18 protein-coding genes are annotated in these 16,696 nt (G+C 55.7%); 7 read left to right on the top strand and 11 right to left on the bottom strand.

The genetic code is table 11. The annotated features are described in order from the left end of the window. Positions 1-104: 104 nt before the first annotated feature. Together nirD and nirB are read right to left on the bottom strand one after the other, a co-directional pair. Positions 105-431, bottom strand: coding sequence for a nitrite reductase small subunit NirD (gene nirD / locus BM373_RS16995; protein ID WP_090463985.1), 327 nt, complete (start codon positions 429-431; stop codon positions 105-107). Continuing rightward, entirely contained in the window at positions 428-2,971 is a 2,544-nt protein-coding gene (nirB, locus tag BM373_RS16990; protein ID WP_090463982.1) for a nitrite reductase large subunit NirB, read from the bottom strand. The genes nirD and nirB overlap by 4 nt, the downstream gene beginning before the upstream one ends. A 240-nt stretch (positions 2,972-3,211) precedes the next feature. On the opposite strand from nirB, the gene BM373_RS16985 reads away from it, so the two are divergent. Next, positions 3,212-4,510: a cytosine deaminase gene (locus tag BM373_RS16985; protein WP_090463979.1), complete on the top strand. Its 1,299-nt coding sequence runs from the start codon at positions 3,212-3,214 to the stop codon at positions 4,508-4,510. Positions 4,511-4,528: 18 nt separating this feature from the next. Here BM373_RS16985 and tsgA read toward each other — a convergent pair whose 3' ends face one another. Next, a complete protein-coding gene (gene tsgA, locus BM373_RS16980; protein ID WP_090463976.1) occupies positions 4,529-5,713 on the bottom strand; it encodes an MFS transporter TsgA in 1,185 nt (394 codons plus the stop codon). A gap of 279 nt (positions 5,714-5,992) precedes the next feature. Between tsgA and ppiA the strand changes: the two genes are divergently transcribed. From ppiA to BM373_RS16965, 3 genes are all read left to right on the top strand, one after another. After that, positions 5,993-6,565, top strand: a complete 573-nt coding sequence (gene ppiA / locus BM373_RS16975; RefSeq protein WP_090463973.1) for a peptidylprolyl isomerase A — start codon at positions 5,993-5,995, stop codon at positions 6,563-6,565. A gap of 111 nt (positions 6,566-6,676) precedes the next feature. Next, positions 6,677-6,844 (top strand): YhfG family protein, encoded by a 168-nt coding sequence (locus BM373_RS16970; protein ID WP_090464347.1) that lies wholly within the window; start codon positions 6,677-6,679, stop codon positions 6,842-6,844. Then, positions 6,834-7,436: a putative adenosine monophosphate-protein transferase Fic gene (locus tag BM373_RS16965; protein ID WP_090463970.1), complete on the top strand. Its 603-nt coding sequence runs from the start codon at positions 6,834-6,836 to the stop codon at positions 7,434-7,436. Before BM373_RS16970 ends, BM373_RS16965 begins: the two co-directional genes overlap by 11 nt. A gap of 39 nt (positions 7,437-7,475) precedes the next feature. Here BM373_RS16965 and BM373_RS16960 read toward each other — a convergent pair whose 3' ends face one another. Then, positions 7,476-7,799 (bottom strand): helix-turn-helix domain-containing protein, encoded by a 324-nt coding sequence (locus tag BM373_RS16960; protein WP_090463968.1) that lies wholly within the window; start codon positions 7,797-7,799, stop codon positions 7,476-7,478. Further along, positions 7,783-8,142, bottom strand: a complete 360-nt coding sequence (locus BM373_RS16955; RefSeq protein WP_090464344.1) for a type II toxin-antitoxin system RelE/ParE family toxin — start codon at positions 8,140-8,142, stop codon at positions 7,783-7,785. The genes BM373_RS16960 and BM373_RS16955 overlap by 17 nt, the downstream gene beginning before the upstream one ends. A gap of 137 nt (positions 8,143-8,279) precedes the next feature. Here BM373_RS16955 and pabA point away from each other — a divergent pair, with 137 nt between their 5' ends. Next, complete coding sequence (pabA, locus tag BM373_RS16950) at positions 8,280-8,843, top strand: aminodeoxychorismate synthase component 2 (RefSeq protein WP_090463965.1); 564 nt, start codon at positions 8,280-8,282, stop codon at positions 8,841-8,843. 86 nt (positions 8,844-8,929) lie between these two features. Next, on the top strand, positions 8,930-10,150 hold the full coding sequence (locus tag BM373_RS16945) for a bifunctional acetylornithine/succinyldiaminopimelate transaminase (RefSeq protein WP_090463962.1): 1,221 nt from the start codon (positions 8,930-8,932) through the stop codon (positions 10,148-10,150). Here BM373_RS16945 and BM373_RS16940 read toward each other — a convergent pair. Beyond that, complete coding sequence (locus BM373_RS16940) at positions 10,147-12,225, bottom strand: YccS/YhfK family putative transporter (protein WP_090463959.1); 2,079 nt, start codon at positions 12,223-12,225, stop codon at positions 10,147-10,149. The two genes, BM373_RS16945 and BM373_RS16940, sit on opposite strands and share 4 nt — an antisense overlap. A gap of 52 nt (positions 12,226-12,277) precedes the next feature. Continuing rightward, positions 12,278-12,910: a cAMP-activated global transcriptional regulator CRP gene (gene crp / locus BM373_RS16935; RefSeq protein ID WP_000242758.1), complete on the bottom strand. Its 633-nt coding sequence runs from the start codon at positions 12,908-12,910 to the stop codon at positions 12,278-12,280. Between the two features lie 298 nt (positions 12,911-13,208). Here crp and BM373_RS16925 point away from each other — a divergent pair, with 298 nt between their 5' ends. Then, positions 13,209-13,613: an OsmC family protein gene (locus BM373_RS16925; RefSeq protein ID WP_090463956.1), complete on the top strand. Its 405-nt coding sequence runs from the start codon at positions 13,209-13,211 to the stop codon at positions 13,611-13,613. Positions 13,614-13,708: 95 nt separating this feature from the next. On the opposite strand, the gene BM373_RS16920 is transcribed toward BM373_RS16925, so the two are convergent. The 4 genes from BM373_RS16920 to BM373_RS16905 all read right to left on the bottom strand — a co-directional run bounded on the left by BM373_RS16920 (position 13,709) and on the right by BM373_RS16905 (position 16,658). After that, positions 13,709-14,578, bottom strand: coding sequence for a phosphoribulokinase (locus BM373_RS16920; protein ID WP_090463954.1), 870 nt, complete (start codon positions 14,576-14,578; stop codon positions 13,709-13,711). Between the two features lie 44 nt (positions 14,579-14,622). Further along, positions 14,623-14,841 (bottom strand): YheU family protein, encoded by a 219-nt coding sequence (locus tag BM373_RS16915; RefSeq protein WP_090463951.1) that lies wholly within the window; start codon positions 14,839-14,841, stop codon positions 14,623-14,625. After that, entirely contained in the window at positions 14,842-15,858 is a 1,017-nt protein-coding gene (locus BM373_RS16910) for a hydrolase (RefSeq protein ID WP_090463947.1), read from the bottom strand. It lies immediately after the preceding gene. Positions 15,859-15,938: 80 nt separating this feature from the next. Further along, positions 15,939-16,658 carry an NUDIX hydrolase gene (locus BM373_RS16905; protein ID WP_090463944.1) on the bottom strand — a complete coding sequence of 240 codons (720 nt, stop codon included), beginning with the start codon at positions 16,656-16,658 and terminating at the stop codon, positions 15,939-15,941. Positions 16,659-16,696: the final 38 nt, after the last annotated feature.

The raw sequence follows: 16,696 nt of genomic DNA, 5'->3' as shown, positions 1-16,696 counted from the left end.
TCCGGTGCCCGTTTTCTCGTCCAGGAGAGGGGACAGTCCGATGCCGGTGTTATCCGGTTTTCCCCCTCTCCCTGTGGGAGAGGGCCGGGGTGAGGGGTAAAAAATTACGCTTTAATCTGTACCAGGCCGTCTTTCACCCGCGCGTCAAAATGCGCGACTGAGTGGCTGGCATCTTCCATGCACAGGCCATCACTCAGGCGGAAGCGCTGTTTTTTCAGCGGGCTGGCAACCCACAGCTCGCCGTTGTGTTCCGCAATCAACCCACGGGACAGCACGCTGGCCTGGAAAAACGGGTCGATATTGCTGATGGCAAAAACCTGCTCGTCCTGGCGCGGGCGGAAAATCGCGACCTGCTGGTCGTTGACCAGCGCACACACGCCGGTCTGCGGGATGATGTCAGCGAGGTCGCAAATCGTGTTCCACTGGCTCATACGGTTTCCTCCACTAAGGTGACCGGAATGCGTTCATACGGCGTTGCCGGGCGGTGTTGCTGGCGTTCCGGGACGGTTTGCACGTTCGGATCGCGCTGCGGGCTGTTGATAAAGTGTTTGAAGCGCACCTGCGCCTGCGGATCGTTGACGGTCTCGGTCCACTCGCAAATCACCGCATCGCGCAGACGTTTCATTTCTGCTTCAAGCTGGCTGTTCAGACCCAGTTTGTCGTCGATGATGACGCTCTTCAGGTAATCAATCCCACCTTCCAGGTTATCGAGCCAGGAGGCGGTACGGGTCAGTTTGTCGGCAGTGCGGATGTAGAACATCATAAAGCGATCGAGGTACTGCAACAGGGTTTCGCGGTCGAGATCGGCAGCCAGCAGGTCGGCGTGGCGTGGTTTCATCCCGCCGTTACCGCACACATACAGGTTCCAGCCTTTTTCGGTGGCGATGATGCCCACGTCTTTACCCTGCGCTTCGGCACATTCACGGGTACAGCCAGAGACGCCAAACTTCATTTTGTGCGGCGTACGGATGCCTTTGTAGCGGTTTTCCAGCTCAACGCCGAAACCAACGCTGTCGCCCACACCGTAACGGCACCAGGTGGAACCGACACAGGTTTTCGCCATACGCAGCGCTTTGGCATACGCGTGACCGGTTTCAAAGCCTGCGTTAATCAACTGACGCCAGATTTCCGGCAGGTCGTCTTTCTGCGCACCGAACAGGCCGATACGCTGAGAACCGGTGATTTTGGTGTAGAGGTTAAATTCACGGGCGATACGGCCCACTTCCATCAGCCCTTCCGGGGTAATTTCACCGCCCGCAGAGCGTGGGATCACCGAGTAGGTGCCATCTTTCTGAATGTTTGCCAGGAAGTTGTCGTTGGTATCCTGCAGGGGCGTGTGCTGCGGTTTCAGCACATATTCGTTCCAGCAGGAGGCCAGCAGTGAACCGACGGTCGGTTTACACACTTCGCAGCCGTAGCCTTTACCGTATTTGTTCAGCAGTTCGTCGAAGGATTTAATGCCTTCCACGCGGATCAGGTGGTAAAGCTCCTGGCGAGAAAACGCGAAGTGTTCGCACAGGTTGTTGTTAACTTCGATGCCCTGTTTCGCCAGTTCAGCGTTCAGCACCTGAGTCACCAGTGGAATACAGCCGCCGCAGCCAGTACCGGCTTTGGTTTCCGCTTTCAGCGCTGCAACGGTGTGGCAGCCCTTGTTGATGGCAGAGATCAACATGCCTTTGGTTACGTCGAAGCAGGAGCAGATTTGCGCGCTGTCCGGCAGTTTATCCACGCCGATCGACGGTTTGCCGCTGCCTGCGTGGGCGGGCAGGATCAGCGCGTCCGGGTTTTCCGGCAGTTCAATGGCGTTCAGCACGAGCTGTTGCAGGTTGCCGAAATCGCTGGTGTCGCCCACCAGGACCGCGCCGAGCAGGAGTTTGTTATCCGGGCTGACGATAAGACGTTTGTAAACTTCTTTGCTTTCATCGAGGTAGACGTAGCTGCGTGCGCCCGGCGTGCGACCATGCGCATCGCCAATCCCGCCCACGTCCACGCCGAGCAGTTTCAGCTTGGCGCTGAGATCCGCACCGGTGAAGGCGTTTTCTTTGCCGAGGATGTGGTCAACGGTCACCTGCGCCATTTTATAACCCGGTGCGACCAGGCCATACACGCGGTTGTCCCAGCTGGCGCATTCGCCAATCGCATAGATATCCGGGTCGGACGTCTGGCAGGAATCGTTAATCACGATCCCGCCGCGCTGTGCCACTGCCAGACCGCACTGGGTCGCCAGTTTGTCGCGCGGGCGGATACCGGTAGAGAAGACGATAAAGTCGATTTCAAGATCGGTGCCATCGGCAAAGCGCATGGTTTTGCGGCCTTCAACGCCTTCCTGCACGATCTCTTTGGTGTTTTTGCTGGTGTGGACGCGCACGCCCATGCTTTCGATCTTGCGGCGCAGTTGCTCGCCACCCATCTGATCGAGTTGTTCAGCCATCAGCATTGGCGCGAATTCGATAACGTGGGTTTCAACGCCTAAGTTTTTCAGCGCGCCTGCGGCTTCGAGGCCGAGCAGACCACCACCGACAACCGCGCCGCGTTTGCTACGGCGGGCACAGGCTTCAATGGCGTTCAAATCTTCAATGGTACGGTAAACGAAGCAATCCTGAGTTTCAGAGCCTTTGATCGGCGGGATCCACGGATAAGAGCCGGTCGCCATGATCAGTTTGTCGTAAAACACGGTACGGCCAGCGCTTGAGTGGATCACCTTTTCCTGACGGTTAATGGTGATGGCGCGTTCGCCGACCAGCACCTTAACGCCGTGCTTCTCGTAAAAGCCTTCGCGCACCAGCGACAGCTCTTCAGCGGTGTGGTGAGAGAAGTATGAGGAGAGGTGGACGCGATCGTATGCTTTGCGGGGTTCTTCGCAAAACACGGTAATGTCGAACTGTGCGGCATCGGCTTTATCGAGGAGATCCTCAATAAAACGGTGACCGACCATGCCGTTACCGATAATAGCGAGTTTGACTTTGCTCATTTTTGCCTCGATTTCTTTTCTATTACTGCCTACCTTAACGATTCAGCACCCGCACTTATTGATGCAAATCAATTTAGCCTCTGCATACTCCTTAATGAGTAGATGATTGATTTCACGAAGTTTTTATAAGTCTTGGAAATGTCTCACTTTTCATGGTTGCGGAATTTCTGTACAAAAAGAGGGGGTTTTTGTGAGAATCACCTACTCCTAAAGTTCAGGGTCACTTTTGAGGAAAAAGGCATGACATCGACACCGCTGTGGGTAGTGCAAAACGTTCGGTTAGCAGGCCTGGAAGGACGCTGGCAAATTGCGATTGAGAAGGGGCGTTTTGGGGCCATCACGCCGATGGGTGAGGCGCAAAGTGAAAGCTATGAAGTGCTGAACGCTCACGGCGGGCTGGCGATCCCGCCGTTTATTGAACCGCATATCCATCTGGATACCACCCAAACGGCGGGCGAACCGAACTGGAATCAGTCGGGCACGCTGTTTGAAGGCATTGAGCGCTGGGCCGAGCGCAAAGCCCTGCTCAGTCATGAGGACGTAAAAGCCCGCGCGTGGCAAACCCTGAAGTGGCAGATGGCGAACGGCATCCAGTTTGTGCGCACTCATGTGGATGTCTCCGATCCTGGGCTGACCGCGCTAAAAGCGATGCTGGAGGTAAAAGCCGAGGTTGCGCCATGGATCGATCTGCAAATTGTGGCCTTTCCTCAGGAGGGCATTCTCTCTTATCCCGATGGCGAGGCCCTGCTGGACGAGGCGCTGCGGCTGGGCGCGGATGTGGTCGGGGCGATTCCGCATTTCGAATTTACCCGCGAGTATGGCGTCGAGTCGCTGCACATCGCTTTCCGGCTGGCGCAAAAATACGATCGCCCGCTGGATATTCACTGCGATGAAATCGATGACGAGCAGTCGCGCTTTGTCGAAACCGTCGCTGCGCTGGCGCACCAGTACAACATGGGCGCGCGCGTCACCGCCAGTCACACTACGGCGATGCATTCTTACAATGGCGCATACACCTCGCGTCTCTTTCGCCTGCTGAAGCTGTCTGGCATCAACTTTGTCGCTAACCCGCTGGTCAATATTCATTTGCAGGGGCGCTTTGATGATTACCCGAAGCGGCGCGGCATTACGCGGGTGAAAGAGTTACTGGAAGCGGGCATTAACGTCTGCTTTGGGCATGACGATGTGTTCGATCCGTGGTATCCGCTCGGAACGGGGAATATGTTGCAGGTGCTGCATATGGGGCTGCACGTCTGCCAGATGATGGGCTATCAGCAAATTGACGAAGGTTTAAATCTGATCACCCATAACAGCGCCCGCACATTTGGCCTGACGGATTACGGCATTAAAACGGGCAATCCGGCGAACATGATTATTCTGCCTGCGGAGAGTGGTTTTGATGCGCTGCGCCGACAGGTGCCGGTGCGCTGGTCAATTCGTCAGGGGAGGATCATCGCCACCACACAGCTGGCGCAGACCTGGGTGCAAATGGATAACGGCGGGGAAGAGATTAGCTTTGGCAAAGCGCCCCTTTCCTGACGGAAAGGGGCAGGACAATCAGTGTGCGGACGCCGCTGCACCGTGCTGACGGTGGCGGGTCACAAAGCCGAGCGCGACGCACATCACGAACACCACGGCGTAAAGACCGTTGGAGGTCATCAGCGCGGCCCGCGGGCCGCTGCTTGCAACGATGGGACCGGTGACCACGAAGGTCAGCATGGTGCCCACGGTGCCGCAGGTCAGGATAAAGTTAACCAGCTTCGGCGAGGCCACTTTGGTTTGCTGGGAGCCCAGGGTAATGATGGTGGTGTAGATAGCACTGGAGAAAAAGCCCAGCGCCAGAATGCACCATGACAGATATTCCGGGCCGCTGGTGATGAACAGATACATCAGCACCGTTGCCATACCCGCCAGCACCATCAGAATGCGTTGCAGGTCGAAGAAGCGCAGGATAACGCTGAACGCCCACATGCCGATCATGTATGACATCCAGAAGTTGCTCACCAGCTTGCCCTGCGACTCAACATCCATGCCCAGACCTTTGGCATATTCCGGCACCCAGGAGATGAAGCCCAGTTGACCAAGGATGTAGCACAGCGCTGCGATGGACAGGAACAGCACGCCCACGCCCCATTTTTCTTTCTCAACCGGCTTGTCGCTCGCGGCGGCATGTTTACCCAGCGCCGGGAATTCGCAGCCAATAGTCAGAATGAAAATCGCCACGTAAACCAGGCCAATGCAGGCATATACCCAGTACCATTCAATGCTGCGTGCCAGCAGGTACGCGGCGACCATCGGGAAGATCATCCCGGCCATGCTGAAGAAGGAGTCGGTGAACAGCAGACGAGAACCGCGCTGGCGGCCTTCATACATCTGGGTCACGAGGAACGTCCCGATGGACATGGTGATCCCACTGACCAGGCCCAGCACGAACATGGCGGCGGAGAACAGTGCCAGGCTGTGGGTGAGCATCAGCCCGGCCACGGCCAGAACCATCAGCACGAAGCCGAAGCGCAACTGCGTTTTCAGGGGGACGATTTCCATTAACCAGGCGTTAAGGAAAATGGAGATTAAAATCCCGGCGTTCAGGAAGGTGAAGGTGTTACTCATGCTGGAAACCGGCAGATTGAAATACTCTGCGATATTCCCCATCACCATCCCGGTGACAATTACCAGTGCGCCAGTGAGGGCATAGGAGAAGAAGCTGATCCATGTGAGCTTGATGCGATTGCTGTTAGTCATGTCTGGCCTGTGTCGATAAATGTAAAGCGCGTTGACAGCGCTGCGAACGGCCAAATCTTATTCGTTTGCGTGATGTATTTAAATCTTTTCCGCGTAATTATTCATACGTTGCATGATTAAGAGTGATTAGTGTCACATTTTAATTCCGCAAAGCGCCAGAATGGGCCAGGTTACATCTGTTTCAAATTCGTAAAATTTGGTAAAGGGCTGGCCTGGGGGCGTAGTGCTCTTTAGAATCAATCCATTCGCTTACTCACGGTTCTATGTTTAGGAATTCTCATGGTTAAAAAGACTTTGGCGGCTGTAGCAGCTGTGTTTGCTCTCTCTGCAATTTCTCCCGCTGCGCTGGCAGCAAAAGGAGACCCCCACGTTCTGTTGACCACCTCTGCCGGGAATATCGAACTGGAGCTGAACAGTCAGAAAGCGCCGGTATCGGTGAAAAACTTTCTCGATTACGTGAACAGCGGTTTCTATAACAACACCACCTTTCACCGCGTGATCCCAGGCTTTATGGTGCAGGGCGGCGGTTTTAACGAACAGATGCAGCAGAAGCAGCCGAACCCGCCGATCAAGAACGAAGCGGACAACGGCCTGCGTAACACGCGCGGTACCATCTCCATGGCCCGTACTGCGGATAAAGACAGCGCCACCAGCCAGTTCTTCTTAAACGTGGCCGATAACGCCTTCCTCGATCACGGTCAGCGTGATTTTGGCTATGCGGTCTTTGGTAAAGTTGTGAAAGGCATGGACGTGGCCGATAAAATCTCTCAGGTTCCGACCCATGACGTAGGACCGTACCAGAATGTCCCGTCAAAACCGGTAGTTATCCTTTCTGCAAAAGTCCTGCCTTAACGCTCCTTGCGCGGGCCTTTTCCGCCCGCGCGCATTTCCGCTTCCCTGCGTAACCGCAAATTGCCGCTTATACTTGTGGCAAATGGGCAATACCTTCAGGGAGGCGTAATGGTGAAAAAACTCACCGATCGGCAAAAGTCCCGACTCTGGGAACAACAGCGTAACGTTAATTTTCAGGCCAGCCGACGGCTTGAGGGCGTCGAGTGTGAGTTGATCACGCTGAGCGCTGAGGAAGCGACAGTGCGTCTGAAAGAACTGAGGAGGCACTATGAGCGATAAATTCGGCGACGGGCGCGATCCTTATCTCTATCCAGGCCTGAACGTCATGCGCAACCGGCTGGGTATCCGCCAGGTGCAGCGGCTGGAGCAGGCAGCGTACGAACTGACTTCCCTGCGCGCCGCCACGCTGGATCTGGGCCCTGTAGTCCGCGGGCTACCGCATTTGTGTGCTATCCATCGCCATCTCTACCAGGACATTTTTGACTGGGCCGGACAAATCCGGGAAGTGGATATCTACCAGGGCGACACGCGTTTTTGCCATTTCGACTATATCGAAAAAGAGGGCAACGCCCTGATGCAGGCGCTGGAAGATGAGGACTGGTTACAGGGGCTGGATAAGCAGGCTTTCACTGAACGTCTGGCGCACTACTACTGCGAAATCAACGTCCTGCACCCGTTTCGTATCGGCAATGGCATCGCCCAGCGCATCTTCTTCGAACAACTGGCGATCCACGCAGGTTATGTCCTCGACTGGCGCGGCATCGACCCCGACGCCTGGAGCCAGGCCAGTCAGAGCGGCGCAATGGGCGACTTAACCGCGCTGACCGCTATCTTTAGCCAGGTAGTGAGTGAAGCGGGCGATACAGAATAATTTTGATTTTCCGGGGTTGAATGCACTGTAGACGGTGTTTTATAGCAGGACTTTCAACCCATATTTTTGCACTACGGCCAGCAATTTAAGCGCCAGACCGCCCGGACGTTTAACCCCGCTCTCCCATTTTTGCACCGTGGAAACGCTGGTGTTCAGATAATGGGCGAAAACGGGCTGGCTAATATTAAACGTTTCACGCAGTTTTTTGATTTCTCCGGGGGAAATCTCATGAACGGGCGTAAGGCAGGTTTTATCAAAACTGCGCATCGTTTCCTGAGAAATGGCATCAACATGGCGTAACCCTGCTGCGGCGCTATGAATAGCTTCAAAGGCAGGACTTTTAAACTTATTTTTTGCAGTCATGGCAAATCTCCACCAGTTCTTTATGGGCAAGCAACGCGGTAATCTTTTCTGTAGTCAGTGCAGCGTAGTGCCTGGCCAGTTCTCTGAATGCAGCCAATTCGCTTTCACTAATATTCGCCATATCTTGTTTTGCATACAAATAGGCATAAAACCAATGAGCGCCGCCTCTGGCCAGAATGATGGCGCGGTCACGATTATGGTTGAGTCTTTTTTTGTAAATCCCGCCGCCTAAATCGACGGTTTTCCCGCTAAGCGCTGCATCAATAGCGTCACATAACTCGCGATCGCTAATGGCATGAGTACGGGCCGCTTTATTGAACCACTTTGTTTTGAATACGCGCACTGGCAAACATCCTGTCACCTGATAATGTAGCACCTGGTGATAGATTATATCTTTTTGTGGCCACTGAAAATCGCTCTTTCTTGTCCGATACAGGTACAATGCCTCATCGCGCTTATTCATTTTAAAGATCCCGCACCATGCTCCTGCTTATCGATAACTACGACTCTTTCACCTGGAATCTGTACCAGTATTTCTGCGAGCTGGGGGCGGAGGTTGTGGTGAAACGCAATGACGAGATGACGCTGGCTGATATTGCCGTGCTCGCTCCGGAGAAAATCGTGATCTCTCCCGGCCCCTGCACGCCGGATGAGTCCGGGGTATCGCTTGAGGTCATTAAGCATTACGCCGGTAAACTGTCCATTCTCGGTGTTTGCCTCGGCCATCAGGCGATTGCGCAGGTACTGGGCGCGCGGATTGTGCGGGCACAAAAGGTGATGCACGGCAAAACCTCCCTGATCACCCATCACGGCAGCGGCGTGTTTCAGGGGCTTAATAATCCGCTCACCGTGACGCGCTATCATTCCCTGGTGATCGACCCCGTTTCACTGCCTGCCTGTTTTGAGGTCACCGCCCTGAGCGAAACGCAGGAGATCATGGGTATCCGTCACCGCGAGTGGGATCTGGAAGGCGTGCAGTTTCACCCGGAAAGTATTCTCAGCGAACAGGGGCATCAGCTGCTGGCAAACTTCCTGCTACGGTGATTTTTAGTTGCCACGCACTGATTTTTTATGCATATTTTGTGATTATATTTTCATAATCAATACACCATTAAACGGATGGGCGTGACATGGCAACTGAACAAAACGCAATTACGCGCGCAACATTTGACGAAGTAATCCTGCCGATTTATGCACCGGCTGAATTTATCCCGGTCAAAGGCAAAGGCAGCCGGGTGTGGGATCAGGCAGGAAAAGAGTACGTCGATTTTGCGGGCGGGATTGCCGTGACAGCACTGGGACACTGCCATCCGGCGCTGGTGGACGCGCTGAAAACCCAGGGCGAGACGCTGTGGCACACCAGTAATGTGTTCACCAACGAGCCTGCGTTGCGTCTGGGGCGCAAGATTATCGACGCCACTTTCGCCGAGCGTGTGCTGTTTATGAACTCCGGCACTGAAGCCAACGAAACCGCATTCAAGCTGGCCCGGTACTACGCCTCGACGCGCCACAGCCCGTATAAAACCAAAATTATCGCTTTCCATAACGCCTTCCATGGCCGCTCGCTGTTTACCGTTTCGGTCGGCGGGCAGCCGAAATATTCCGACGGTTTTGGCCCGAAACCCGCAGATATCATTCACGTGCCGTTCAACGATCTGCATGCGGTGAAAGCGGTGATGGACGATCACACCTGTGCGGTGGTGGTTGAGCCGATCCAGGGCGAGGGCGGCGTGACAGCGGCGACCCCGGAATTTTTGCAGGGACTGCGTGACCTGTGCGATGAGCACAACGCGCTGCTGGTATTTGATGAAGTGCAGTGCGGCATGGGGCGCAGCGGCGATCTGTTTGCCTACATGCATTACGGCGTGACGCCGGACATCCTGACCAGCGCCAAAGCGCTGGGCGGCGGTTTCCCGGTGAGCGCGATGCTGACCACGCAGGAGATCGCCTCCGCGTTCCACGTCGGGTCACACGGTTCTACCTATGGCGGCAATCCGCTGGCCTGCGCGGTTGCGGGTGCGGCGTTTGATATTATTAACACGCCAGAAGTGCTGAACGGCGTGGCAGAAAAGCGCCAGCAGTTTGTCGCGCATCTTCAAAAGATCGACGAACAGTGTGACGTGTTCAGCGATATTCGCGGCATGGGCCTGCTCATTGGCGCGGAACTGAAGCCGCAATATAAAGGTCGGGCGCGTGATTTCCTGTATGCCGCTGCTGATGCGGGCGTGATGGTACTGAATGCCGGGCCGGACGTGATGCGCTTTGCGCCGTCGCTGGTGGTGGAAAGCCAGGATATTGATGAAGGAATGAGCCGCTTCGCCCAGTCTGTCGCGAAAGTCGTTAAGGGTTAACCCTTTTCGCCGCGCTTAAGCCAGATGCCGTGATGCGGGCGCTGACGCCATGCTACCGATGAGATGGTATGCATGGTGCTCAGATGCCCGAGAACGCGTTGCAGGTGCTGTTCCAGCGTGCTCATCGGCCCCTGGGTCAGCGTCTGCGGCGCTTCCAGAATATTCACATCCCCCGAACTTCCGGCGTCGTCATATTTCAGGCGCTGCTGACAGCGTTGCAGGGCAATTTCACACGATTCCAGATAGCGTTGCGCCAGATCCGGCGTCAGCATGGTGTGCTCGCGCGCCAGCGTGGTCATGGCGTTAATATGCTCGACAATAAACTGGCTGTGCGTGACCCACAGTTTCATATCGTCCAGATAGCGCGAGTTAAATCCCGGCTCCTGCATCGCCTGGTTGAGCGAGTTGAACAGGGCGTTGTGCGCCTGATTGACGCGCATCCGCTGATAGGCCAGCGGTGCCGACTGCGGATCTGAACTGAGGATCAGGCGAATTGCCTCCTGATCCGCTTCCAGCGCGTCGTGGGCATTCTGTCGTAACAGACCGCTTTGCCACTGCGGCCACAGCCAGACCATGCCGCCAAAGGCAATCAGGCAGCCAATCAGCGTATCAATAAACCTTGTGACGATAAATTGCTCGCCGGTCAGCGTCAGCAACTGTAATGAATACACCGCCGTGATGGTAAAACCGACCGTGGCCCAGCCATAGCTCTTGCGAATAATCAGATAGCTGATAAGCGTGATGAACAGCATGCCGAGCAGCGTAAAGCCTTCCGGGACGTGGAAGTGCAGGGCGAATCCGGCAATGGTCAGGCCCGCCAGCGTGCCGCCTGTACGATGCAGAATGCGCACCCGCGTCGCGCCATAACCATTTTGCGTGACCAGCAGGACGGTCATGAGGATCCACCAGGGCTTCGGCAAATGCAGGGCGGTGCTCATCAGACTGGCGATGCCGAGCATCACCGCAATCCGCGCCGCATTGCGCAGCGCCGGAGATTTTAACGACAGGTAGCTTTTCAGCGCGGAGAGCAACGGCTGGCGGCGCTGTTTATCGGCCATCAGATCGCGCACATACAGCGGGCGCTGGGTGCGCAGTACGCGGGCGATGCGGCTGAAGTGCCAGGCGCAGAACTGTCCGACCGGATTGTCAGGGTGCTGGCGGGCGATTTTCTCCAGCGCACCGATTTGCGCGTCCATGTTAAAGCGCTGCGGGTAACGGTGGTAAAGGATATCGTCGGCCAGTTCGCGCAGTCGGGTTGCCACTACCTGGGCATTCCAGCGGATCACCGCTTCGGCGTGGCTTTGCTCCACCAGCTTTTGCACTTCTTCGGGCTGATGCAGGCTGACGGAGATATGCTCCTGTAAGTCCAGCGCCACCTGAAACGCGCGCAGCAGCCGCTTGTAATCGTTGTGCTGATTGGCCGCCAGCATATGCATTTGCTGATAGCACTGGCTGATGAGATCGACCGCTTTTTGCTGACGGGCGAGCAGCGGCGGCAGGGCTTTTTCCGGATCGGCATGCTGGGTCAGCAGGCTGTATTTGGCTTCGCAATAATCGGCGAGCTGGCGATAAAGCAGGCTCAACGACTCGCGCAGCGGCTGCTCCCGCCACATCCAGAACCATAGCCAGTTGAACAGCCCATACCAGAGCGTGCCGAGAACGTAGATCAGCAGCGGTTCCCACACCGGCATATTTCCGGCGAGGCTTAAGGTGAAAATTGCCGCAATCAGCGACGCGGGAAGCAGACGCGCGTGTAAGGTGCTCAGTTCTGCCGTGACGCCAAGCAGCAGCGCCAGCCCGCCCAGAATCAGCGGCAGGGGAATGCTTTCAGCAAGCAGGAGTTGCACCGCAAGGCTACAGCCCGCAAACAACGAGCCGCCGACGATCAGGCGTTTGAAAAAGCGTTTATGCGGCGTATCAAGCCCGGCGATATTGCAGCAGGCGGGAACGAGGGAGAACAGAAGCCCCTGTTGAAGGTGACCGACAGCAAGACCGATAGCCACAGGGAGACATAACACCAGCGTTTGTCGCAGTGCGTAGTTGATTTCGGGGTGATAAATCAGCCTGCGCCACATGAGGATGCAAATAAAAACGGCGTCTCGCCTGCGCGACACGCCGTTTCAGGACTTAACGCGTTCCGTATACGACGATGGTTTTACCGTGTGCGGAGATCAGGTTTTGATCTTCCAGCATCTTCAGGATACGACCTACCGTTTCACGGGAGCAGCCAACGATCTGACCAATTTCCTGGCGAGTAATTTTAATTTGCATACCGTCCGGGTGGGTCATGGCGTCAGGTTGTTTCGCCAGATTCAGCAGCGTCTGTGCAATGCGGCCCGTCACGTCCAGGAACGCGAGGTTGCCCACTTTCTCAGACGTCACTTGCAGGCGGCGCGCCATCTGCGAGGAGAGGCGCATCAGAATATCCGGGTTTACCTGAATAAGCTGACGGAATTTTTTGTAGGAAATTTCTGCCACTTCACAGGCGGTTTTTGCACGAACCCAGGCGCTACGCTCCTGGCCTTCTTCAAACAAGCCCAATTCACCGATGAAATCTCCCTGGTTCAGGTAAGAGAGGATCATCTCTTTCCCTTCTTCGTCCTTGATGAGCACTGCCACTGAGCCTTTGACGATGTAATACAACGTTTCCGCTTTTTCACCCTGGTGAATCAGCGTGCTCTTCGACGGGTACTTATGAATATGGCAATGAGACAAGAACCATTCGAGAGTCGGGTCTGTTTGCGGTTTGCCAAGCACCATGCGCGGTTATCCTCTGTTATAAGCTGGCTCCAGAATAAAGGCTTCTGGGGTTGCAATCGTATGCTTCCCACTTATGGGGAAGTGGGCCGTCAGAATATGCCTGCAGCCTTTAATGTTTGATCTCGTCTACAACATGCGTAACGTCAATGTATTACTGTTGCAGTCAGACTGTTTTAGCATAGCTTGAGCCGTGTGTCTCCTGGTGTCTCGCTTCAGCATGATGCAGGTCGCCTTCCGTTGCGAGAATTGTTATGTACGCGTAATCTGACGGGAAATGTGCCACGCCGGAGTGAATAAAATGCAAGCAAGAGTGAAATGGGTTGAAGGTTTAACGTTCCTGGGGGAGTCCGCATCAGGCCACCAGATCCTGATGGATGGCAACTCAGGCGATAAAGCGCCAAGCCCGATGGAAATGGTGCTGATGGCCGCAGGCGGGTGCAGCGCCATTGACGTGGTATCGATTCTGCAAAAAGGGCGTCACAACGTGACTGACTGCGAAGTGAAACTGACGTCTGAGCGCCGCGATGAAGCGCCGCGCCTGTTCACCCACATCAATCTGCACTTTATCGTTACCGGGAAAGAGCTGAAGGATGCTGCGGTATCGCGAGCAGTGGACCTGTCGGCGGAGAAATACTGCTCGGTGGCGCTGATGCTGGAAAAAGCAGTGAATATTACGCATTCGTATGAGGTGATTGAGGGGTAAACATACTCCCCCTCACCCCGGCCCTCTCCCCATGGGAGAGGGTGGTTTGGTTCCCTCTCCCTGAGGGAGAGGGTTAGGGTGAGGGTGAAAAATCCTCACTCAATCTTCTTCCCTTCCATCAGCCGTTGCACCAGCGGCAGCATAATCAGCTCCATCGCCAGACCCATTTTCCCGCCGGGCACCACTAACGTATTGATATGGGAAATAAACGAGCCCTGCAACATCGCCAGCAGCCAGGGGAAATCAATCCCCTCCAGATTGCGGAAATGGATCACCACGAAACTTTCATCCAGCGACGGAATGATTTTCGCGGCAAAGGGATTAGAGGTATCCACCGTCGGCACGCGCTGGAAGTTAATATGGGTGCGGGAAAACTGCGGGGTGATGTAGTTGATGTAATCTTCCATTGAGCGCACCACCGAATCCATCACCGTTTCACGGGAATGACCGCGCTCGCTGGTGTCGCGTACCAGCTTCTGGATCCACTCCAGATTGGTGATCGGCACCACGCCAACCAACAAATCCACATGCCGCGAGACATCATGCTGCGGCGTCACCACGCCGCCGTGCAGGCCCTCGTAAAACAGCACGTCGGTCGGTTCCGGCAGCGGTTGCCACGGGGTGAACGTACCCGGCACCTGATTCCACGGCACGGCTTCATCGTAGGTATGCAGATATTTACGCGCCTGCCCGGTGCCCGAGCGGCCATATTCAATAAAGGTTTGTTCCAGCAGCCCGAAGTCGTTGGCATCCGGGCCGAAGTAGCTGATGTGTCGCCCTGAATCGCGCGCTTTGCGGATTGCCATGTCCATTTCCGGGCGCGTGTAGCGGTGAAAGCTGTCGCCTTCCACTTCGGCTGCGTGCAGATTCAACTGGGCAAAGATCTTGCGAAACGCGAGGCTGGTGGTGGTGGTTCCCGCACCGCTGGAACCCGTTACTGCAATCACCGGATGTTTGGCTGACATAGCTTACAACTCCCTTCAGGACGAGATAACGGGTCGCGCGGCGCTTATTCGCGGAACTGCTTGCGCGGCATAATATTCACCGTTTCATGCAGTTCAGACCACACCAGCACGGCTTCACCGGTCTGCAACTGGCGCTTTACGTCGGCGACCTTCTGTTCAAGCGAACGCTCATGTTCACCATAATCGGTGCCTTCGCGCAAGACAAAGCTCTCGATCAGGCTGTCGAGTGTTTCGGGTGAGATGTCCTGCCAGGGGATAATCATTTACGCCTCCAGATACGTTGTCAGCCAGTCGGGGATCCGTTTTTCCAGCCACATTTCAGGGTGGCGTAGCGTGCCGCCAATAAACCCTACGTGGCCGCCGTGCTCGGTCAGTTGATACTCCACGTTCGGTGGCAAATAGTCAGCCGCCGGTATGACATTATGATCCATAAACGGATCGTCTTTGGCGTGAATGATAAGCACGGGTTTACGGATCTGCGGCAGCAACGGCATTGCGCTGCACCGGCGGTAATAGTCAATGGCATCGGTAAAACCGTGGATTTTGGCGGTGATCAGATCGTCAAAGTCGCGAATGCGGCGCATCCGGCGCAGCCTGGCGATATCCACCGGCAGCGAATCCGGATAGGCCTTTAGCTTGCGCATCGCGTTGCCTTTCAGCAGGTTCAGCAAATAGTGCTGATAGAAGCGCGAAAAGCCTTTATCCATATGATAGCTGCACGCCTCCAGCACCAGCGGAGCGGAAACAATCACCGCCGCATTGAGCGGCAGGGTGTCGTCCGCTTTGCCGAGCAGACAGCCGAGCATATTCCCGCCGAGCGAATAACCTACGGCGGCGGTCGGTGCCGGGCCGAACTCGCGATGCAGCCAGTGTAAAAACCAGGTACCGTCCTCGGTTTCGCCGGAATGATAAATACGTTTCAGCCGGTTCGGTTCGCCGCTACAGCCGCGAAAATGCATCACCACTGCCAGCCAGCCGCGCTGTTTGGCGGCATGGACCAGGCCATGCGCATAGGGGCTGTGCAGACTCCCTTCCAGACCGTGAAACACCACCAGGCGGGGCTTATGCTTTGCGCCATGCGGATCTTCGCTCCAGGCCAGATCGACAAAATCGCCGTCCGGCAACTCAAGGCGCTGCCATTGCGGGGTAAATTGCAGGCGGCGGCGAATCAGGCGCGGCAGCATGGTTTGCAGGTGAGGATTACGCGCGCCCGGCATCGGGACAAAGTGCTGCCCGTGAACGGGATCGATGTTGATTTCGGTAGGTGTAATTTCAGCCATTGAGCGGGATTATCGGTTGGACGGACGTTGCACTATACCTCGTGTTATCCACGAGGTTGATCACTTTCCGGCATTAACCCTTACTCAGCGAGTAAATTACGCGAGAAAAGGTGGATATCAACGCCGGGCTTACGCCGCCACAGCCGCGCTTTCCGGGCACCCGTCGCCACACTTTCACCCGTTTCTTCAAACATGCCGGAGGCATCGAAGCGGCGGATCAGGCTCTTACGCTGGATAGGCTGTCCGAGGATGATTTCGGTCGCTTCCTGTAGCTGCGCATGGGTAAAGGTATCAGGCAAACAGTAAACCGGGAGTAACGAATACATGGTTTTTTGCCGCAGGCGGTGCAGACCGGCCTCGATGATCTGCGCGTGATCGAACGCTAAATCAACGTCCTGCAACTGGCTGACCGGCACCCATTTCACATCGTTAACGCTGTCGATATGAGATTCACAGGCGCTCCAGGCGATCAGTGCAAACCAGCCGATCGTCAGGCTCCAGCCGCGCGGATCGCGATCCGGCCCGGAGAAAGTATCGAGCTGTTCAAGCCAGGAGGGTGACACGCCCGTTTTTTCCGTGAGCTTACGCAGCGCGGTGTCGCGGGTCGAGCGATCGCCTTCGATATCGATAAACCCCCCGGGCAACCCCCAGCGGCCTTGCTGCGGCTGGCTGGCGCGTTCAACTAACAGCACGCAAAGCACCTGCTGATGCAACGTAAACAGCACGCTGTCTACCGTCACCAGCGGAGAGGGGTAACGGCTGGCATCATAATTTTTCAGATACTCGGCTTCGGTGATCATCTGCTGCTCGCTCTTATTTTCTGTGCGCCCAGTTTATC

The organism is Enterobacter sp. kpr-6, assembly GCF_900116015.1.
Classification (GTDB): Bacteria; Pseudomonadota; Gammaproteobacteria; order Enterobacterales; family Enterobacteriaceae; genus Enterobacter_D.
This window is presented reverse-complemented; position numbering and strand designations above follow the sequence as displayed.